Annotated in this window: 17 protein-coding genes and 1 pseudogene; 9 read left to right on the top strand and 9 right to left on the bottom strand. The window is 66.5% G+C overall.

The window, feature by feature from the left end; all coding sequences use genetic code 11:
- A pseudogene (locus tag Q8814_RS09645) lies at nt 1-217 on the bottom strand (MarR family transcriptional regulator); the annotation flags it as partial.
- Between the two features lie 41 nt (nt 218-258).
- On the bottom strand, nt 259-1,197 hold the full coding sequence (locus Q8814_RS09640; protein WP_330151789.1) for a DNA-3-methyladenine glycosylase family protein: 939 nt from the start codon (nt 1,195-1,197) through the stop codon (nt 259-261).
- A 72-nt stretch (nt 1,198-1,269) separates the two neighbouring features.
- Between Q8814_RS09640 and Q8814_RS09635 the strand changes: the two genes are divergently transcribed.
- Nucleotides 1,270-1,791 carry a ribonuclease H family protein gene (locus Q8814_RS09635; protein WP_330151788.1) on the top strand — a complete coding sequence of 174 codons (522 nt, stop codon included), beginning with the start codon at nt 1,270-1,272 and terminating at the stop codon, nt 1,789-1,791.
- 21 nt (nt 1,792-1,812) lie between these two features.
- Here Q8814_RS09635 and Q8814_RS09630 read toward each other — a convergent pair whose 3' ends face one another.
- The 4 genes from Q8814_RS09630 to Q8814_RS09615 all read right to left on the bottom strand — a co-directional run bounded on the left by Q8814_RS09630 (nt 1,813) and on the right by Q8814_RS09615 (nt 5,606).
- Nucleotides 1,813-2,571, bottom strand: a complete 759-nt coding sequence (locus Q8814_RS09630) for an iron ABC transporter ATP-binding protein (protein ID WP_330151787.1) — start codon at nt 2,569-2,571, stop codon at nt 1,813-1,815.
- Entirely contained in the window at nt 2,568-3,590 is a 1,023-nt protein-coding gene (locus Q8814_RS09625) for an iron chelate uptake ABC transporter family permease subunit (RefSeq protein ID WP_330151786.1), read from the bottom strand. Before Q8814_RS09625 ends, Q8814_RS09630 begins: the two co-directional genes overlap by 4 nt.
- On the bottom strand, nt 3,577-4,545 hold the full coding sequence (locus Q8814_RS09620; RefSeq protein WP_330151785.1) for an ABC transporter permease: 969 nt from the start codon (nt 4,543-4,545) through the stop codon (nt 3,577-3,579). The genes Q8814_RS09625 and Q8814_RS09620 overlap by 14 nt, the downstream gene beginning before the upstream one ends.
- A 68-nt stretch (nt 4,546-4,613) precedes the next feature.
- The gene (locus Q8814_RS09615) at nt 4,614-5,606 is read right to left on the bottom strand and encodes a siderophore ABC transporter substrate-binding protein (protein WP_330151784.1); all 993 of its coding nucleotides are present in this window, start codon (nt 5,604-5,606) and stop codon (nt 4,614-4,616) included.
- Between the two features lie 220 nt (nt 5,607-5,826).
- Between Q8814_RS09615 and Q8814_RS09610 the strand changes: the two genes are divergently transcribed.
- The 3 genes from Q8814_RS09610 (at nt 5,827) to Q8814_RS09600 (ending at nt 9,891) form a co-directional block, all read left to right on the top strand.
- The gene (locus tag Q8814_RS09610; protein WP_330151783.1) at nt 5,827-6,699 is read left to right on the top strand and encodes an amidohydrolase family protein; all 873 of its coding nucleotides are present in this window, start codon (nt 5,827-5,829) and stop codon (nt 6,697-6,699) included.
- A 147-nt stretch (nt 6,700-6,846) separates the two neighbouring features.
- Nucleotides 6,847-9,036: an acyl-CoA dehydrogenase gene (locus Q8814_RS09605; RefSeq protein ID WP_330151782.1), complete on the top strand. Its 2,190-nt coding sequence runs from the start codon at nt 6,847-6,849 to the stop codon at nt 9,034-9,036.
- A gap of 66 nt (nt 9,037-9,102) precedes the next feature.
- Nucleotides 9,103-9,891, top strand: a complete 789-nt coding sequence (locus Q8814_RS09600) for an SDR family NAD(P)-dependent oxidoreductase (protein WP_330151781.1) — start codon at nt 9,103-9,105, stop codon at nt 9,889-9,891.
- An 87-nt stretch (nt 9,892-9,978) separates the two neighbouring features.
- On the opposite strand, the gene Q8814_RS09595 is transcribed toward Q8814_RS09600, so the two are convergent.
- Nucleotides 9,979-11,643: a class I adenylate-forming enzyme family protein gene (locus tag Q8814_RS09595; RefSeq protein WP_330151780.1), complete on the bottom strand. Its 1,665-nt coding sequence runs from the start codon at nt 11,641-11,643 to the stop codon at nt 9,979-9,981.
- 253 nt (nt 11,644-11,896) lie between these two features.
- On the opposite strand from Q8814_RS09595, the gene Q8814_RS09590 reads away from it, so the two are divergent.
- The 5 genes from Q8814_RS09590 (at nt 11,897) to Q8814_RS09570 (ending at nt 17,452) form a co-directional block, all read left to right on the top strand.
- On the top strand, nt 11,897-13,315 hold the full coding sequence (locus tag Q8814_RS09590) for an ABC transporter substrate-binding protein (RefSeq protein WP_330151779.1): 1,419 nt from the start codon (nt 11,897-11,899) through the stop codon (nt 13,313-13,315).
- Between the two features lie 64 nt (nt 13,316-13,379).
- Complete coding sequence (locus tag Q8814_RS09585; protein WP_330151778.1) at nt 13,380-15,650, top strand: ABC transporter permease; 2,271 nt, start codon at nt 13,380-13,382, stop codon at nt 15,648-15,650.
- A complete protein-coding gene (locus Q8814_RS09580; protein ID WP_330151777.1) occupies nt 15,643-16,386 on the top strand; it encodes an ABC transporter ATP-binding protein in 744 nt (247 codons plus the stop codon). The genes Q8814_RS09585 and Q8814_RS09580 overlap by 8 nt, the downstream gene beginning before the upstream one ends.
- Nucleotides 16,383-17,087, top strand: a complete 705-nt coding sequence (locus tag Q8814_RS09575) for an ABC transporter ATP-binding protein (protein ID WP_330151776.1) — start codon at nt 16,383-16,385, stop codon at nt 17,085-17,087. The genes Q8814_RS09580 and Q8814_RS09575 overlap by 4 nt, the downstream gene beginning before the upstream one ends.
- The gene (locus Q8814_RS09570; protein ID WP_330151775.1) at nt 17,084-17,452 is read left to right on the top strand and encodes a hypothetical protein; all 369 of its coding nucleotides are present in this window, start codon (nt 17,084-17,086) and stop codon (nt 17,450-17,452) included. Before Q8814_RS09575 ends, Q8814_RS09570 begins: the two co-directional genes overlap by 4 nt.
- Before the next feature lie 80 nt (nt 17,453-17,532).
- Here Q8814_RS09570 and Q8814_RS09565 read toward each other — a convergent pair whose 3' ends face one another.
- On the bottom strand, nt 17,533-18,846 hold the full coding sequence (locus tag Q8814_RS09565; protein ID WP_330151774.1) for a bifunctional o-acetylhomoserine/o-acetylserine sulfhydrylase: 1,314 nt from the start codon (nt 18,844-18,846) through the stop codon (nt 17,533-17,535).
- 283 nt (nt 18,847-19,129) lie between these two features.
- Nucleotides 19,130-20,476, bottom strand: coding sequence for an MBL fold metallo-hydrolase (locus tag Q8814_RS09560; RefSeq protein ID WP_330151773.1), 1,347 nt, complete (start codon nt 20,474-20,476; stop codon nt 19,130-19,132).
- Nucleotides 20,477-20,526: the final 50 nt, after the last annotated feature.

Here is a 20,526-nt window from a genome sequence, read left to right as displayed (position 1 = left end):
CGCTGCGGTCGAGGCCGCAGCGACGCCCCAGCTCCACCTGACTGGCGGGTCCGTACTCCTCGAGCGCGGCGAGCACGCGGTAGTGGTGGCCGCGGGCGCCGGTCTCGTCGAGCCGGCCGAACACGACGCGGTGCACGTGTCGCGACGCCTGGCTGAGCAGGAAGCTGGAGAGATGCGCGAGACGCGTCGGCACGACCGAGGAATCGCTGGCGGGCATGCGCATCAGTGTACGGATACCGCCGGTGCCGATCGAGCCCGTCAGTGTGCCCGGTGGTCGGTCACGGCGGTGCGCGGTCCGCGCCGGGGAACCCGTCCGTAACCGCCGGATGCGACGAACAACCGCACAGCCCGATAGCGATGCGGCCGAAGCGGTTCCAGGTACTCGACCATGCCGGCGTCGTCGAGCGGCCCGCCGAGGAGCGACCAGCCGACGACGGTCGCGAGGTGATAGTCGCCCACCGACAGCGCATCGGCGTCACCGAATGCACGCTGGGCGACCTCCGCCGCCGTCCACACGCCGACCCCGGGCAGTGATCGCAGTTTGCGCTGGGCGTCGGCGGGATCGTCGTCGACGAGTCGTTCGAGCCGGTCGGCGAGCTGGGCGCAGCGGACGATGGTGCGGGCGCGGCCCGGGTCGACGTTGGCCTTGTGGAACTCCCACGACGGGATCCGCCGCCACACGTCCGCACCGGGCGGTACCCGCATCCCGGATGGCGCCGGACCGGGAGCTACGTCGCCGAACCGGGTGAGAAGACGCCGCCACGACGCGAACGCGGCGATCCCGTGCACCCGCTGTTCCAGGATCGCGGGGACCAGCGCTTCGAGTACGTGCCCGGTGCGGGTGATGCGCATCGCGGGCATCCGCCGGTGTGCCTCGGCGAGCACGGGGTGCTCGGGGGTGAAGCCGGACGGGTCGTCGCGGGCCCCGAGCAGGTCGGGCAGACGGTCGAGCAGTTCGGCGGAACCCGGTCCCCACAGCAGGCAGCGCGCGCCGTCGGGACCGTCCTGGGTGAGACGGCACGTGACCGGGCCGGACCTCATTCGCGACACCCGCCAGACCGAGTGACCGTCGCGGCGCTGGCTCGGATCCCACGGTCCGCGCTGCAGCGGTTGGAGGGTCGATACGATGTCGACCGGTCGAGGCACCCGGACTCGGGTGTCGATCGGAGGGGCGGATTCGCCGACGGAGACGGCCACTGTCTCACCGTAGCCTGCGTCGCCGAGGCGTTGGTTTCGACCGTGTCGTACGGAAAGGCTATGGTTCGCAACATGATCATCGTGAGCACCGACGGATCCTGCCTACGCAATCCCGGTGGCGCCATCGGATGGGCATGGGTCAATCACGAAGGCCCCAGCAAGTCGGGTGGCGAACGGGTGGGCACAAATCAGATCGCCGAGCTGCGGGCCCTGCTCGAGGCATTGCGGGCGCATCCCGGTGCCGAGCCGATGATCATCGAATCCGATTCGCAGTACGCGATCAAATGCGCCTCCGAATGGCTTCCCGGGTGGAAGCGCAAGGGCTGGAAGACATCGTCCGGCGCACCGGTGAAGAACCTGGAATTGGTGCGGGCCATCGACCGGGAGATCGCCGAACGCGTCGGGCCGGTGCGGTTCCGCTGGGTGCGCGGGCACGTCGGCAACCACTTCAACGAGGTCGCCGACCAGCTCGCCGGCGAGGCGGCGCGCGAAGCCGCGGCCCGGCCGGGGCCGATCGAGGTCCCGAAATTCGTCGCGCAACCGGCCGCGCGGAAGACCGCGGCCGTCGAGGACGCCGACCTGACGCTGTTCTGACGTCCGGTCGGGAGTCCGGGCTCAGCGCGCGTAGACCGCGGTGCGCTGACCTGCGATCGAGTGCACACTGACCGGAGTGTCGAAGACGTCGGTGAGGACGTCGTCCTGCATGATCTCCTCGGCGCAGCCACTGGTGACGATCAGTCCGTCCCGCAACGCGATGATTCGATCGGAGTAGGCCGCGGCGATATTGATGTCGTGGATGATGAGCACGATGGTCTTGCCGAGCTCGTCCGCGGCCCGGCGCAACTGCCGCATCATCAGCACGGCATGCTTCATGTCCAGGTTGTTGAGCGGTTCGTCGAGCAGCACGTACTTGGTGTCCTGCGCGAGCACCATCGCCACGAACGCGCGCTGGCGCTGCCCTCCCGACAGTTGATCGACGAAGCGGTCGGCGAACGGGAGCAGATTGAGGAACTCCATCGCCTCGTCGACGTGCCGCTCGTCTTCCCGCGTGAGACGGCCCTGGCAGTGGGGGAAGCGGCCGAACCCGACGAGTTCGCGCACGGTCAGGCGCGCGGTGATGTGGTTTTCCTGCCGCAGGATCGACATGTGCTTGGCCAGTTCGCGCGACTTGGTGGCCTTGATGTCCATGCCGCCGACCTTGACGGTGCCGGTGGTGGGTTCCATCAACCGGCCGATGATCGTCATCAGCGTCGACTTGCCGGCCCCGTTGGGTCCGATGAGCGAGGTGATGCCGCCCTCTTCGATGATGCCGCTGACCGGACCGAGCACCCGCTTGTCCTGGTACGACATGGAGACGTCGTGGAACTCGATCACAGCGTGCCCTTTCGGAGAATCATGAGGAGGAACAGGATGCCGCCGACGAATTCGATGATGACGGTGAGGAATCCGCCCGCATAGAAGATGTGCTGCATGAAGAATTGGCCGGCAGCGAGAGTGAGTACACCGAGCAGGAACGCCATCGGCATCACGTACTGGTGCTTGTAGGAGCCCGCGATCTGGTATGCCAGCGTCGCGACGAGGAACCCGAAGAACGTCATCGGTCCGGCCAGCGCGGTCGCGAAGGCCACCAGCAGCGCGATGAGCACCAGCATCAGCGTCAGCTCACGCTTGTATTCGACCCCGATGTTCGTGGCGGTTTCGCGGCCGAGCAGCAGCGCGTCGAGCCGGTGCCGTCGCCGCCACAGAATCACGCCGACGACGAAGCACACACCGAACGCGAGGGGCAGGTAGTCGGAGTCGACGGACGAGAGCCGGCCCATGAGTTCGACGGAGAGCATGTCGTACTCGGTGGGGGAGAGCACGCGCTGAACGAACGTCGACAGACTGTCGAAGGCCATGCCCAGCACGACGCCGACGAGCAGCATCAGGAACAGGCTGCCGAAGCGGCCCGAGAACAGCCAGCGGTAGAGGATGGTCGCGAGGACCACCATCAGGGTCGTCTGCGCGATCAGCTTCGGGGTGCCCTCGGTGTTGGCGATCGCGGTAGCACCGAAGAAGAACACCGTCAGTGTCTGCATCAGCGTGTAGAGCGAGTCGAACCCGATGATCGACGGTGTGAGGATGCGGTTGTTGGTCACGGTGTGGAACACGACGGTGCCCATGCCGTGCGCGAACGCCGCGATGATCATCGCTCCGAGCACCGTGAGCCGCCGCGGGAACGCGAAATCGAACGATCCGCGGATGAAGAGGAACAGGTAGCACGCGACCGCGAGCGCTGTGAGCACCCCGACGATGGCCAGCCGCACTCCCGGCGAGAGCACGCGCCGTGCCTTCGCGGTGTCGGCGGTCTCGTTGCGGGCCGGGGAGGACTTCGAGGATTCAAGCACTGACATAGCGACGCTGCCTCACGACGAGAGCGATGAAGATGGCGGCGCCGACGGCGCCGAGGATGACGGACGCGGGAATTTCCATCGGGGCCACCACGGTGCGGCCGACGAGGTCGCACAGCAGGAGCAGACCGGCGCCGACGGCCGCGACCCACGGCAGGTTCTTGTGCATGTCGTCGCCGAGCATCATCGACACGAGGTTCGGCACGATCAACCCGAGGAACGGGATGAAGCCGACGACCACGGTGGTGACGCCGGTGGAGACGGCGACCAGGGTCACGCCGAGGAAGACGATCTGCTCGTACTTGAGCCCGACGTTGGTGGCGAGGTCCTTGCCGAGCCCGGCGATCGTGAACCTGCCGGCCAGCGCGTATGCGAGCACGGCGACGATCACCACCGCCCACAGCGGTTCGTAGAATCCGCGCACCACGCTGCTGAAGCCGCCGGACCGCCACGCCGACATGGACTGCAACAGGTCGAAGTTGCCGGCGACGAACGTCGTCACCGAACCGACGACAGCGCCGAGCATGATGCCGACGAGCGGCACGATGATCGACGATTTGATGACGAGCCGGCGCAGCACGACGATGAACACCATCGTGCCGGCGAACGCGAAGACGACGGAGACGACCATCTTGACCATCGGCGCCGCATCGGGCATGACGATGAGTGTGAACAGCAGGCCCAGTCCCGCCCACTGGCTGGTGCCGGCTGTGGTCGGTTCGACGAATTTGTTCTGGGTGATCAGCTGCATGATCACCCCCGACACGCTCATCGCGACGGCAGCGAAGATCAGGGCCAGGGTGCGCGGCACACGGGAGATGAAGAACATCTCGCGGGCGGCCGGATCGTCGATCAGCGATCGGAACGTGATGTCGTATTCGCCGACCATGAGCGATGCCGCGGTCAGCGCCAGCACGACCACCGATATCAGTGGTAGCAGCAGTCGGTTCTTCGTCATGGATCTCGATTTTCGTGTGCGGTGACGAACACGGGACCGGATGTGTCTGTCGTTACGGGGCGGAGTCGTTACTGCGCGGACTGGGAAGCGGCAGTGAACGCATCGGCGATCTGCTGGAACGCCTCGGTGTAGGACTCGATGCCCTCGCGCTTGTAGAAGTCGCCGTCCAGGTAGATGATCTGGTCCTTGGTCGCGAACGTGGTGTTGGCGAACGCTTCCTGTGCGTCGATGACCGCAGCGGCCGGCTGGGCGGGTGCTTCGCCGACGGCGGTGGTGGCGGTGTCGCGGTCGAGCACGATCATCCAATCGGGGTCGGCCTGCGCGATTGCCTCGGGGGCCAGCCCGGAGTCGCCGTGGATATCGCCGGCGTCGCCCGCGAAGACGTCCTTCAGATCGACGCCCTCGAGCAGACGGCCGATGCGCTGGGCACCGTTGTCGATCTTGCCGCCGGAGACGACGGAGAGGAAGACGGTCTCGCCGTTGGTGGCGGATTTGGCAGCCTCGGTGGCGGCGTCGAGTTCGCCGACGATCGCCTCGGCTTCCGGTTCCTTGTCGAAGATCCGGCCGAGAGCCAGCGTCTGGTCCTTCAGGCCCTCGATGTAGCCGCCTTCGGACTCGTCCAGTGCCGAGACGTCGACAACCGGCGCGATGTCGCTGAGGTCGTCGGTGAACTCGGTGAACCGGGATCCGCCGATGATCAGGTCGGGCTGTGCCTCGCTGACGAGTTCGAGCTTGGGCTCGCGGTGGGTGCCCACGTCGAGGATGGAGTCGTCGGCCCGCCACTCTTCGAAGCCGTTGTTCGGAAGCAGGGTCTTCGGCAGGGCGACGGGAGTGATGCCCCAGTCGCGCAGCATCTCGAAGGACTTGTTGTCGAGCGCGACGACGCGCTCGGGGTTCACCGGGACCTCCATGGAACCGTTGTTGGTCTCGACCGTGACAGTCGCGGCATCGCCGGCATCGCCGGCGTTGTCAGCGGTGCTGCTGCTTTCGCCGCACGCGGTGAGGATCATGGCACCGGCGAGTGCGGGAGCAACGAGCATGCTCTTGAGATTCAATTTCACGGTACGGCTCCGATGGGTCGGTCGCGCGGTGGTGCGGGTCCACACGCGATGTAAAAGTTATGTAATGCTCGGATAATATTGGTTAGGTAAGCCTATGGGAAGCTGGGGGCCTGTGACGAATGTCTCGAGTGGTTGAAACTTGAACTCTGCTAGCGCGACCGGCGTGGTCGTTTCGCGTGTCCCCGGCCGGCACGTGCCCGGCTCTGGGTACGGTCGCGAGGTGAACGAAGTCGAACGCGTCGCTCAGTTTCGGGCCCGGCACCATCTGGACGAGATCATCGACGTCCACACCCACTTCATGCCCGCGAACGTCCTCGACAAGGTGTGGCAGTACTTCGACGCCGTCGGTCCGCTGGTCGGACGTGAGTGGCCGATCACCTACCGGCACACCGAGGACGAGCGAGTGGCCCGGCTGCGCGAGTTCGGGGTGCGCCGCTTCACCGCGATGCTCTATCCTCACAAGCCCGGAATGGCGCGATGGCTCAACTCGTGGGCGGCCGAGTTCGCGGCGCGCACCCCCGACTGCCTGCACACCGCGACCTTCCATCCGGAACCGGACGCCGCGGGCTACGTCGCCGAGGCACTGGACGCAGGAGCCGCGGTGTTCAAATCACATCTGCAGGTGGGTGACTATTCACCCGTGGACCCGCTGCTCGACGGCGTGTGGGGTCGGCTCGAGGACGCGGCGATACCGACCGTCGTGCACTGCGGTTCGGGGCCCGCTCCCGGGACCTACACCGGACCGGGGCCGATGCGCGAGCTCATGCGCCGGTATCCGCGGCTCACGATGATCGTCGCGCACATGGGCATGCCGGAATATCGCGAGTTCCTCGATCTCGCCGAGGAGTACCCGCGGGTGTATCTGGACACCACGATGGCCTTCACCGACTTCGCGGAGGAAGACGCTCCGTTCCCGGTCGCGGCGCTACCGAGGCTCGACACGTTGCGTTCGAAGATCCTGCTGGGTACCGACTTCCCCAATATCCCGTACGGCTACATCGACCAGCTCGAGGCGCTCGAGCGGGTCGCGCCGGATTCCGGGTGGTTGCGTGAGGTGTGCCGCGACAACGCGGCCGCATTGTTCGGAGTGTGACGTCGCGGCCTCGTCTGCCGACCGCCGTCCCACTGAGTGAAACGGCACCCCCGGCCGGTGTGAACTGAAATACATTCCAGTCAGTCTCGCTGGAAGATGGCGACCTCACCGTCTCCGTCATGCGAATGCATTCGAACTGGGGACACTATGACGATCGCACTGACCGACGAGGAACTCGCGCTGCGCGACGCCGTGCGCGCGTGGGCCACCCGCCACATCACCCCCACCGTGCTTCGCGCGGCGGTCGACGCCAAGGTGGATGAGCGCCCCGAGTTCTGGAATTCGCTGGCCGAACTGGGTGTCCTGGGGCTGCACTTGCCCGAGGAGGTCGGGGGCGCCGGATACGGCATGGGCGAATTGGCGGTCGTGGTCGAAGAATTCGGTCGCGCACTGGTTCCCGGTCCGTACCTGCCGACAGTGCTCGTCGCGGCGATCCTCGACGAATCGGGTCGCGCGGACCTGCTGCCCGGACTCGCCGACGGCTCGATCCTCGCCTCCATCGCCCTGCAACCCGGCACTCTCGTCGTCGACCGAACCGGCGACACACCGGTTCTCGAGGGCGAGTCCGGCTACGCACTCGGTGGCCACACCGCCGATCTGTACCTGCTCGCCGCGCGCGACACCATCGGCGACGAGGTCTTCGTCGTCGTACCGCGGGAGAAGGGCATCGTCACCGAACTGCCCAGCCACGACGTCGTCCGCCGCAACGCGACACTCACGGCCGCCGAACTCGGGCTCGGCGCCGGGGACGTCCTCGCCATCGCGCCCGCGCGTGTTCGGGATCTCGCCGCGACACTGTTCGCGGCCGAGTCGTCGGGTGTTGCCGACCGGGCGGTCGCCACCGCCGCCGACTACGCGAAGGTGCGTCAGCAGTTCGGCCGGCCCATCGGACAGTTCCAGGGCGTCAAACACCGCGTCGCGCGGATGCTCGCGCACGTCGAACAGGCCCGCGTCGCCGCATGGGACGCGGCGCGCGCAGTCGCCGCCGGAGCCGGAAGCGAATCGTCCCTCGCCGCCGCGGTCGCCGGTGCCGTCGCCCCGGAGGCGGCGTACACGGTCACCAAGGACTGCATCCAGACGCTCGGCGGCATCGGCTACACCTGGGAGCACGACGCCCACCTGTACCTGCGGCGAGCGCAAACGCTGCGAATCCTGCTCGGCACAACCGGATCCTGGCGCCGCCGCGTCGCCGACCTGACCTTGTCGGGCACGCGTCGCGACCTGTCGATCGAGCTGCCGGCCGAAGCCGACCGCATCCGCTCCGAAGTTCGAGCCGAATTGGCCGAGACCGCAGCGCTGTCCGGACGTGAACAGGCAGTCCGGCTCGCCGACCTCGGCTACACCGCCCCGCATCTGCCCGTGCCGTGGGGGCGGGGTGCCGGTCCGGTCGAGCAACTCGTCATCGCTGAGGAACTGCAGGGCGCGAACCTGACGCCGCACGACATGATCATCGGCAACTGGGTGGTGCCCACCCTGCTCGCCCACGGCAGCGAAGAACAGCAACAGCGGTTCGTGCCGTCGTCGCTGCGCGGCGACATCGCATGGTGTCAGCTCTTCTCGGAGCCGGGCGCCGGCTCCGACCTCGCCGCACTCGCCACGCGGGCGACCAAGGTCGACGGTGGCTGGGTGCTGCAAGGCCAGAAGGTGTGGACCTCCATGGCCCGGACCGCCGACTGGGGTATCTGTCTGGCCCGCACCGACGGGTCGGTGCCCAAGCACAAGGGCATCTCGTACTTCCTGATCGACATCAAGAACAGCCCCGGACTGGACATTCGCCCGCTGCGGGAAATCACCGGCGAGTCCCTGTTCAACGAGGTCTTCTTCGACGACGTGTTCGTCCCCGACGAGCTGCTCGTCGGTGCCCCGGGCGACGGCTGGAAGCTTGCGCGCACCACTCTCGCGAACGAGCGGGTGTCGTTGTCCGCCGGGTCGTCGATCGGATCGGGCGGCGAGCAACTGCTCGCCCTCGCCGAGGATCTGGGCGATGCGCTCGGTGATGAGCAGCGGAGCATTCTCGGAAAGGTGTTGTGCGACGCCCATACCGGCGGTCTCATGGCTCTGCGTTCGACTCTGCGGTCGCTTGCAGGGCTGCAACCCGGCGCCGAATCGTCGATCGCCAAACTGCTCGGTGTCGAACATTCGCAACAGATCTGGGAGCTGGCGGTGGAGTGGAGTGGCCCGGCGTCGCTGCTCGGCGACCAGCCGCGGGACTCCGCGATCCAGCGCTTCCTGAGCATGCGCTCGTACTCGATTGCCGGCGGCACCACCGATGTGCAACTCAATATCATCGGCGAACGTCTGCTCGGCCTCCCGCGCGATCCGGAGCCGGGGCGGTAACCGGCACCCGAGACGGTTCCGTGTCCGCACCGAACCACGTAAGAGCCACGGAACGAGGAGAATTCAATGGGCAAACTGGACGGCCGGGTCGCAGTGATCACCGGTGCGGGTATGGGTATCGGACGAGGAGTCGCCGGCGCCTACGCACGTGAGGGCGCCCGGGTCGTGGTCGCCGAGATAAACGAGCAGGCCGGCGCCGACACCGTCCGCTGGCTGGCCGACGAGTGGGGTGCCGAGGCCGAGTTCGTCCGCACCGACGTCACGGACCGTGACCAGGTGCACGGCATGATCGACGCCGCCGTCGACCGGTTCGGCCGCCTCGATATTCTCGTCAACAACGCCTGGCGCGGTTCCGGATTCGCACGTCTCGAGAACATGACCGACGAGCATCTGCGATCGGGTTTCGACATGGCTGTCATGGCTGCGTTCTGGGCCATGCAGCGTGCCCTCCCCGAACTGGAGCGACACGGCACCGGACGCGTGATCTCGATGTGCAGCCTCAACGGCGTGAATGCGCACATGTACACGGCCCAGTACAACGCGGCCAAAGAAGCGTTGCGTTCCCTCACGCGTACCGCCGCGCGGGAATGGGCACCGAAACAGGTGTGCTGCAACGTGATCTGCCCGGGCGCTCAGTCCGAAGCCTACCGGCGCACGGCGGCCGCGCACCCCGAGAACGCGGCGGCGATGGCCGCATCGAACCCGATGGGGCGGATCGGTGATCCGCTCGACGACATCGGACCGGTCGCGGCCTTCCTCGCGTCGGACGATTCGCGGTACCTGACCGGAAACACCCTCTACGTCGACGGCGGCGCACACATCAACGGTGTGCAGTGGACGCCGAACGTCGACTGACACCAACAGGCACCGCACGACGAACCGAAGGACGGGCCCCGGCGATCCACCGGGGCCCGTCCATCGTCCGACTCCGCGCCCGCCGCGTCAGAGCGAGATGTCGCGGCGAACGATCTTTCCGGTTGCGTTACGCGGCAGCAACTCTCGAGTGATCTTCCAGTGCGCCGGGACCTTGTAGTGCGCGAGGCGCTCGCTGCAGAACTCCCGGAGGTCTTCATCGGTGACGTCGCTGCCCGGCCGCAACACGACCACGGCAACCACTTCCTGCCCGAGGTCGGCGTGGTCGCGGCCGAGCACGGCGCATTCCTGCACGGCCGGATGCTCGTCGAGGCACTGCTCGATCTCGGCGGGATAGATGTTCTCGCCACCGCGAAGGATCAGATCCGAGCGGCGACCGGTCAGCCGCAGCCGGTCGTTCTCGATGAGCCCGTAATCGCCTGTGCGCAGCCAACCTCCGGCCGTGATCGCGGCGTCGGTGGCGGCCTCGTCCTCCCAGTAACCCAGCATCACGAACGGGCTGCGCACGCAGACCTCACCCTCGACACCGTCGGGCACCCGTTCACCGAACGGGTCGCGGATCTCCAGGCTCACCGTGATGATCGGCCTACCAAAAGTGCCGGGGAAGGCCTCGAGTTCGGCCGCCGTCGACACCGAGATCGCGGTACTGCACTCGGTCAGGCCGTAGCTGTCCACCAGTGCCTGCTCGGCGAAGGGGAACCGCTCACGCAGCCGCTGCTTGAACGCCGGCGACGACGGCGCCGAGGCCAACGCGAACGCAGTCAGGGAGGACAGGTCGTACTTGTCCGGGTTCTCGTGCTCGAGCATGCGCGCGGCCATCGTCGGTACCGCACCCCAGTTGGTGACCTTCTCGCGCTCGATCAACCCGAAGACCTTGTCGACGTCGAATGCGCCCTCGGTCATCACCACCGCGCTGCCCGTCGCCAGACGGGGCACCGCAATGTTGTGCAGGCTGGCGATGTGGAACAGCGGCGACGTCAGCAGATAGCGGTTGTCGCTGGGCGTCGCATCGTCGTAGGTCCGTCCGTACATCCCGGCCACCAACGCGTCGGAGTACCGGTGGTAATCGGCCACGGCCAGCAGGTTGCGCTGAGAATGCAACGCCCCCTTGGGTCGTCCGCTCGTTCCGCTGGTGAACAGGATGGCCGCGGGATCGTCTTCCTCTACGTCCGCCGTCGGCAGGTCGGCTCCGCCGCCGGCCGACACGATGCGCGGCAGGTCTTCTTCGACCGTCAGCAACGTGAAGCCGGAAACGTCGGTCTTGGCGAGCAGGGCGGCACGCTTGGCGTCCGCCACCAGCACCTTCGGGCGCACCAGGTTCACGCCGTACTCGATCTCCTTCGGCACCCACCACGAGTTGAGGGCCGCGACCACCGCGCCCAGGCACTGCGCTGCCCAGAAGGTGATGACCCACTCCGGCGAGTTGGCGGCGAGAACGGCAACCCTGTCACCCTTGCCGACTCCGTACTCGTCTCGCAGGGCAGTGGCCACGGCCGCGACCGCATCGGCGTGCTGCTCGAACGAGATGCGCCGATCCGCCGTAACCAGATAGTCGCGGTCACCCCACACCTTCGACGCGGCGACGAGGTCGCCTACCTTCCGGTCGCGGTTGCGCATGACCGGCATGCGGTTGCCGCGCACGTCTTCTTCGACGATCTCGAACCGGCCCTCCGGGCCGGTGAGCCGGGAAACGACCTGTTGCAGCATTTGTTGGAGATCTGCTGGTGCTAACATGCAACGCCTTTCTGGTATTGCCGATGTCCGATCCACGTCGCGTCACGGTCTCACATCCGTGGTGGCGGGTAGCGTGACGCGTACCACTGACCGGGAGCGTCCTGTGTCGCCGGTCACGCGCGTGTCTCACTCACCGGGAATGGTCGATGGCGGTCACCTGGCGCTCGTTACTTTCGCGTCACCCGACATGCCGGCGTGAGGTTCTGCTCTCACCGCTGCGGCGAATCGGTCGAGACGAAGGAGCCCCCTCATCGTGAAACTCAGTCCGACATTGAAGGTAGTGGCGGGACTGGCCGCCACCCTGGTGGTGACATCTGCCTGCGCCTCCGACCGTGGAAGTGACCCGGGCGCTGTCGTTGCTGCGCCCGCTGCGGCGAATGAGGCGGCCGCGCCGTCGGAATCGAAGTTCGGCACCCTCGAATCCCCGTGTGGTCAGGGTGATGCGAAGGGCGCGACAGACCAGGGGATCTCCGATACCGAGATCCGTATCGGCTACGGCGACGACCGCGGGTATGTCAAGAGCCCGGGCCTGAACCGCGAGATGGGCGACGCCGTGGCCGCCATGATCGACTGGTGCAATGCCCAGGGCGGCATCAATGGACGCCAGATCGTCGGCACACACTACGACGCCGCGATGACGCAGGCGAACGCCGTGACGCAGGATGCGTGCGCCAACGAATTCATGCTCGTGGGCCACGGATTCGCGATGGATCAGACGTCGGAGCAGACCCGCGTGGCCTGCAACCTCGCGGCAGTCCCGGGCTTCACGGCCGCGCCGGACGCGGCGAACGGTCCGATGAAGTACCAGGGCGTACCGTTCCCGGTCGACTTCGCGAACGGGTCGCAGTGGTTCCAGCTCGCCGAGATGTACCCGGACCTGGTCGGCGACTTCGACGTCATCAACAGCACCATGCCGACGATCATCGCCACGACCACGAAGATTCGTTCGGTCGCCGAGTCCGCCGGGTTCACGCTGAAGGACTGCGGCGTCACCCTCAACTACGACGGCGAGCCGAGCTACGTGCCCTTCGCCGAGAAGTACAAGGAGTGCGGGGTCAAGGGGCTGTGGACCTCCCGGTCCGCCTCACCCGGGGAACTGAACTTCGTCAAGGCACTCGACCAGGTGGGCATCAACCCGATCTTCATGGGTGAGGCGACCTGGTACGCCGACGGCGTGAGCGAGTGGAACAAGGACTCCGGCCTGCTCGACAATCTGCATGCCGGCATGACCTTCCAGATGCTCGAGCACGCCGACTCCGTTCCGGCAGTGAAGAAGTACGTCGAGCTCGTCGAAGAGCAGGGCGGGAAGACGGCGCTGCTCGGGATGCAGGCGACGTCTTCGTTCCTGCTGTGGGCCACCGCCGCGAAGGAATGCGGTTCGGATCTGAGCCGGCAGTGCATGATCGACGAACTCTCGCAGATCCACGAGTGGGACGGCGGCGGACTGCACGCCGTCACCGACCCGGGCAACAACATGCCGGCCGCGTGCGGTCTGGTCGTCACGCTGAAGGGCGCCGAATACACGCAGGCCTTCCCCGCGGGGACGGCGAACTTCAAGTGCGACGATCGGTACCTCGTCGCGACCGACCGCAGCACCTGGGGCACGGAACTCGGACCCGACCGGATCGCCACGAAATTCCTGAATCCGAACATCATCAGGCCGACCTCCTGATTCGCGTGATCGACGCCGGCGGCACAGCGCGTGCCGTCGGCGTCCCCGAAGTAGAGGTACTCCCTTGAACACCTTCCTGACCTTCACCGTCGTAGGACTGGTGCTCGGAGCGGTTTACGCCATCGCCGCATCGGGACTGGTTCTCACCTACAACACGTCGGGCATCTTCAACTTCGCGCACGGCGCGCAGGCGATGCTGGGGGCGTTCGCCTATTGGCAATTGCGCTACGGGTGGGGATTGCCCACCCCGGTCGCTCTCGTCATCGTTCTCTGCGTCATCGGCCCACTGATGGGTCTGCTGCTCTACGTCGTCATCATGCGCGGGATGCGTGATACCGCCGAGGTGACCAAGATCGTCGTCACGGTGTCGATCCTGCTGGGCATGCTGTCGGTGTCGCACTGGTTCTGGCATCCCGAGACCGCTCGCACCATGTCCATGTTCTTCGGCGACCAGAGCAAAATCGAGATCTTCGGTGTCGGTATCCGGTACCACGAGCTGATCTGTATCGCGGTGGCGGTGCTCATCGCGATCGGCCTGCGCATCATGTTCACCCGCACGCGGGCCGGTGTCGCGATGCGCGGTGTGGTGGACGATCCGGATCTGCTCCGGCTCAACGGCCACGATCCCGACCGCCTCGCTGCGCTGTCGTGGGCCATGGGCTCGACGCTGGCGGTGCTCGCCGGAATTCTGATTACTCCCATCAACGGCGGCACCCTCGAAGCCAACATGCTGACCTTGCTCGTCATCGATGCGTTCGCCGCAGCCATGTTCGGCCGGCTGCGCAGCATCCCGCGGACATTCGCCGGTGCATTGTTGCTCGGACTGTCCGCCACCTACGTGCTCGCATATTTCCCGACGGCGTGGACCTGGACGTCGAACCTTCGTGTGTCCCTGCCGATGATCGCGTTGTTCGTCGTGCTCATCGTGCTGCCGCAGGACCGGCTGCGTGGCGCGGTCACCCGCACCCGCGAGCGGTACCACGTGCCGTCGGTGCGCAAGGCGGCGGCATGGGCGGTCGCCCTCGTCGTGATCGTCTATGCCATCCGGTTGCTGATGGTGACCTCGGCGGTCACCACACTGACGATCGGTATGACGTTCGCGATCATCGCACTGTCGCTGACGCTGCTGACCGGATACGCCGGTGAAATGAACCTTGCCCCGGTGTCGTTCGGGGCGATCTCCACCATCGTCGCCTTCCACTTCGGGATTTCCGGCACCGGGCTGTCGGCGCACCTGAACCTGTGGGGCGTGGCTCTCGGCGTGGTCGTCACCGCGTTGATCGGCGGGCTCATCGCACTGCCGGCGCTACGACTGCGCGGCCTCTATCTGGCGCTCGCCACCATGGCATTCGGTGTCTTCCTGTCGAACATGGTGCTGCGTGACACCACCACGCACGAACTGTTCGGGATGAAGTTCTCACTCTTCACGGACGGCAGCATCGCGATTCCTCCGTTGAAGGTGGGACCGCTGGACCTGCGCAACGAGACCGTCTTCCTCATGACCGTGACCGTGATCTTCGCCGTGCTCGGTGTGGGCATCATCGCGCTGCGCAACAGCGGATACGGACGACGGCTGGCGGCGATGAAGGACAGCCCGGCCGCATCGGCGATGCTCGGGCAGAGCCTCGTGCGGCTCAAGCTCGGAGTGTTCGCGCTCTCGACCGGAATCGCCGGCCTGGGCGGTCTGTTCATGTCGAGCGCCATGGGTTCGGTGTCCAACGAGAGCTTCTCGATCATGGTGAGCCTGTCGCTGCTGATGCTCACCGTGGTGGCCGGCATCGGTTATGTGACGGGTGCACTGTTCGGCGGACTGCTGGCCGGCGTCGGTTTCGCGGTCATCATGGTGTCGTTCTCGAACCTGGCCGCGGCGCAACCGGAACTCTCCGGCATGTGGACGTTCCTGGGGCACGTCGCGGCGGTGAGCCCGGCGCTGATCGGTATCGGTGTCGCGGCCAATCCCAGCGGCAACGTCCACCAGATGGTCGAAGGCTATCGCAGCCTCGCGAACGCGAAACCGGTCCTCGCCGGTGGCGCTGCAGTTGTTCTCGGAACCTATCTGCTGGCACTGGGAGGACTGCTCGACAACTGGTGGTTCGCGTCGATCACGATCGTGACGGTGTTCATGCTGCCGGTCGTGGGGCAGATGGTGATGCCGGAGGCGGTCCTCGGCAAGGACGAGGCAGCCCGGCGCAAGCCGCTGGTCCCGGAGCGAGTGGGCATCGACGAGCCGTACGGCCCTGCGGTACGCGACGAAATCGATCGTGAACTGGGAATCGCCGAGCATCTCACGCCGGCACCCACGCGACCGGAAAAGGAGCTGGTCACCAATGGCTGATACGCCGATTCTGGAAACGCGCGGAGTGACAGTGCGTTTCGGCGGTCACGTCGCGGTCAAGGACGTGAACATCGAGGTGCGACGGGGGACGGTGACGGGTCTGATCGGACCGAACGGTGCCGGTAAGACCACCCTGTTCAACACCATCACCGGATTGCAGCGGCCGACGTCGGGCACGGTGCTGCTGGACGGTGTGGACGTCACGGGCTCGGCACCGCACAATCGCGCCCGGATGGGCCTGGCCCGTACCTTCCAGCGACTCGAACTGTTCGTGTCGCTGTCGGTGCGCGACAACCTGCGTGTGGCAGGGGACATCCACAATGCGAACAGCCGCAACCGGATCGACGTCGACGCGGAAGCGGATCGGCTGCTCGAACTGACCGGACTCACCGATATCGCCGACAAGGATGTCTCGGACATCCCCACCGGCAGGGCCCGCGTGGTCGAAGTAGCGCGAGCGCTGATGACCTCACCGCGGATCCTGCTGCTCGACGAGCCGGCTTCCGGTCAGACGGAGCAGGAAACGGAGGAGTTCGCATCCCTCCTCACCGCGCTGGCCGGCGACGGGCTCGCGATCTGCCTGGTCGAGCACGACATCCCGCTGGTGATGAAGATCTGCTCGACGATCTACGTGCTCGACTACGGCGCGGTGCTGGCGAGCGGTGTCCCGGACGTGATCAAGAACGATCCCGCCGTGATCAACGCCTACATCGGCACCGAGGAGGACGTGGCATGACCACCGACCCATTGATCGAACTGGTGGGCATCCGCGCCGGCTACGGCCCCATCGAGGTGCTGCACGGGGTCGATCTCGTTCTCGGTCCGGGGGCTGTCGTCGCGCTGCTCGGCCCCAACGGCGGCGGCAAGACGTCGACACTGAAAGTGTGTTCCGGTGTGCTGCCGTCGACATCGGGTGAGTTCCGGCTTGCCGGACGGGTCGTCGACGGAGTATCCGCAGCCGACCTCGCCCGACTGGGCGTCTGCTCGATCCCCGAAGGCCGCGGCATCTTTCCCAACCTGACGGTGCGGGAGAACCTGTGGATCGCCACCGGCACCGGGGTTTCACTCGAAGAACTGGAAACCGTGGCATACGCCCGGTTCCCGATTCTGGGAGAACGCCGAACCCAGTTGGCGGGCTCCATGTCCGGTGGTGAACAGCAGATGCTCGCGCTGTCGCGGGCGCTGGGCACCAACCCGACGGTGCTGCTTCTCGACGAATTGTCGATGGGCCTTGCACCGCGCATCGTTTCCCAGATCTACGACATCGTGGGCGAATTGGCGTCCGAAGGCGTGTCGATTCTCGTCGCCGAACAGTTCGCGAGGGCCGTGCTTCCCATTGCCACCAGTGCGGCGCTGATGCTGCAGGGACGAGTGGTGCGCACGGGTGATCCGGCGGAGATCGAAGAAGAACTGTCGACCAGCTACCTAGGAGGATGAGGATGACCGCTCTCGTCGACGAACGACGTGAACAGTTCAAGAAGGATGTTGCCGCGCTGGGATTGGACAGCGCACGCAGCCGGTCCGGTGGAAAAGGCCGGATCGTGGGCATGGTGTTGATGGTCGTGGGAGCTGCTGCCGCGTTCATCGTCTACATCGCGTCGCTCACGCTGTCCGACCTGAGGGACATCGCGTCGTATCAGTTACTGAGCGTCGGGTTCCTGGCGATCACCATCATCGGTGCGGCGGTGTACACCGCGGCGGTGGTGGCGCGGGTGCTGAGCCTGTGGCTGGTACGGCAACTGCTCGAGAGCAACGCACAGTCCGAGCGGATCGCCGAGGCGCTGGCACGAAGCGACAGCTGACGCATCGAGATCCTCGTCCTCGAACGCAGGAAGGTCCGCCCGTCAGGGCGGACCTTCCCCCGTTTTCCGGGCAGCGTAGGTCAGCTGTCCACGGCAGCGAGACCGCGAGTGATGTCGGCGAGGATGTCGTCGATGTGCTCGATACCCACGGCCAGGCGCACCAGGCCCGGGGTGACGCCGGCGGCGAGCTGCTCCTCGGCGGTGAGCTGCGAATGGGTGGTCGACGCGGGGTGGATGACCAGCGAACGCACGTCGCCGATGTTCGCGACGTGGCTGTGCAGAGTCAGGGCGTTGACGAACTTCTTACCCGCATCGACGCCACCGGCGAGTTCGAACACCACGATCGCCCCCGCACCCTTCGGCGCGAGCTGCCGGGCCCGCTCGTGCCACGGGGACGACGGCAGCCCCGGGTAGGCGACCGAGGTGATCTCGGAACGCGATTCGACGAACTCCGCCACCTTCTGCGCGTTTTCGATATGACGTTCCATCCGCAGCGACAACGTCTCGATGCCCTGCGAGATGAGGAAGGCGTTGAACGGGGAGATCGCGGAGCCGAGGTCGCGCAGCAACTGCACGCGAGCCTTGAGGGCGAATGCCGGCGCGCCCAGATCGGCGAACACGACACCGTGATAGCTGGGGTCCGGAGTGGTGAAGCCGGGGTGGCGGCCCTGCGTCCAGTCGAAGGTGCCGCCGTCCACGATGACACCACCGATGGCGGTGCCGTGCCCACCGAGGTACTTCGTGGCCGAGTGCAGGACGATGTCGGCGCCGTGCTCGAGGGGACGCAGCAGATACGGGGTGGCGACAGTGTTGTCGATGATCAGCGGCAGGCCGTTGTCGTGCGCGACACCCGAGACGCCGGGGATGTCGAAGATGTGGTTCTTCGGGTTGGCGATGGTCTCGCCGTAGAAGGCCTTGGTGTTCGGGCGGATCGCCTCACGCCACTCGTCGAGGTTGTCGGGGTCCTCGACGAATGTGACCTCGATTCCGAGCTTGGCGAGGGTGTAGTGGAAGAGGTTGTAGGTACCGCCGTACAGATATGGGCTGGACACGATGTGGTCGCCCGCAGCGGCAAGGTTGAGGATCGCGAGGGTTTCCGCGGCCTGCCCGGACGAGAGCAGCAGTGCCGCGACGCCGCCTTCCAGTGCAGCGATACGTTGCTCCACCGCATCCTGGGTCGGGTTCATGATGCGGGTGTAGATGTTGCCGGGTTCGGTGAGACCGAACAGCGCGGCGGCATGATCGGTGCTGTCGAACGTGTAACTCGTGGTCTGGTAGATCGGCAGCGCACGGGCGCGAGTGTCGCCGCCGGCGGGCTGGCCGACGTGAATCTGCTTTGTCTCGAAGCTCCAGTCCGCGGTGGGATCTGTGACCTCGGGGGTATTTTCGCTCATGAGAATACTGCTCCGTACTTTCGCTCGGGATCGATGGGACGGTACGCACCGGGCCGCTTCACGGTCGACACGGACAGACACGTGGGACGGAGAAAGGGGAACGGGCCCGATGGGCGGGAAGGCGGGTGCGGCCGATCAGCGGGCACGACACCCGTAGATACACGCGCGCCCGACACCGGTGCGGGTGTGGAACCCGGCGGACGTCTGCATTCGTGTCACGAAGCCGACAATAACCGCTGGGGCGGGGGACTACCAGCGGATCGTGTTCGTCGACCTCGTCGCGCTATGCCGTGAGGCCGATCTCCTTCGCCCGGTCGAACTCGTCGTTGACGAGGACCACGTCGCGCCGGGGGCCGTCGATCATCGACGCGGCGATCGACGCTCGGTAGCCGGAGCCGCAGTGCACCCACACCTCCCCGTCGGGAACCTCGTCGACGCGGTCGGGCAGGTGGTGGAGTGGGATGTTGACCGCGCCGTCGACGTGGGCCTCGTCGAATTCGTTTTCCTGCCGCACGTCGAGAACGGTGACGTCGCGCTCGCCGCGAACCTGCTCGAGCCCAGGGAAGTCGGCGACCCGGTACGAACGCAGTTCGGTGCCCGCGACGAGGGTGTGGATCTCGCCGACCGCGGCGCCGTCGAGGTCGTCGATGCCGATGCGGACCAGTTCGCGGCGCGCCTCGAGCACCTGCTCCTCGTCGTCACCGATCAGGGTGAGCGGCGCACCCCACTTGTAGAGCCAGCCGAGGTAGGTCACGAAGGAACCGGACAGTTCGAAGCCGAGGGTGCCGCCGAGATGCCCGGCGGCGAAGGCGGTGCGCTCGCGCAGATCCACCACCCACTCACCGGCGTCGATACGCCGGCGCAGTTCGTCCGGGTCGACCGGCTCGGGCATCGACAGGTCGACCGGTGGCGGGCCTTGCCGGTTGATCACGCCCATGTGGGCGTAGTAGGCGGGGTACGCCGCCAGTCCGGCGAGCAGTTCGTCGACGTAGCTCTGCTCGTCCTGCGTGAGCGCCGGATTCGAGGTGCGTTCCCGGCCGATCGTCGAAGCATCACCGCTCGCGGGGGTCGCCGCGCAGAAACTGCCGAACCCGTGCGTCGGATACACCTCCGTGTCCGGAGGTAGTTCGTCGGCGAGCCGGCGCACCGAGTGGTACTGCGCGTGGGTGAGTTCGTCGGTGTGGTCCTCGCCGAGGAGGTCGGTGCGGCCGGTGGTGCCGAAGAGCATCGACCCGCCGGTGAAGACGCCGACCGCAGTGCCCTCGGGGTCGCGCAGCACGTAGCTGACGTGGTGGTGCGTGTGGCCCGGAGTGTGCATCACCTGCAGCCGGATCGGGCCCGCGTCGACGATGTCGCCGTCGACGACGGCGCGGCGTTCGTACCCGAGATCGTCACCCGCCGGCACGACGTACTCGGCGGCGATGGAGCGCGAGAGCTCGAGGCCGCCGGTGACATAGTCGTTGTGGATGTGGGTTTCGAGCACGTGGGTGATACGCACGCCGCGTTCGGCCGCCAGTTTCAGGACCCGGTCGATGTCGCGCTGCGGATCGATCACTACGCCGATATCACCGGCGCTGACCAGATAGCTGCGATCGCCGAGGCCGGAGGTTTCGATGATGGATACGTCCATGGTGCGCTCCTCCATGCGTGGTTCCCGTTCGGGTACCCGGGGCCGCCTGC

It is taken from the genome of Rhodococcus chondri, assembly GCF_036327435.1.
Classification (GTDB): Bacteria; Actinomycetota; Actinomycetes; order Mycobacteriales; family Mycobacteriaceae; genus Rhodococcus; species Rhodococcus chondri.
This window is presented reverse-complemented; position numbering and strand designations above follow the sequence as displayed.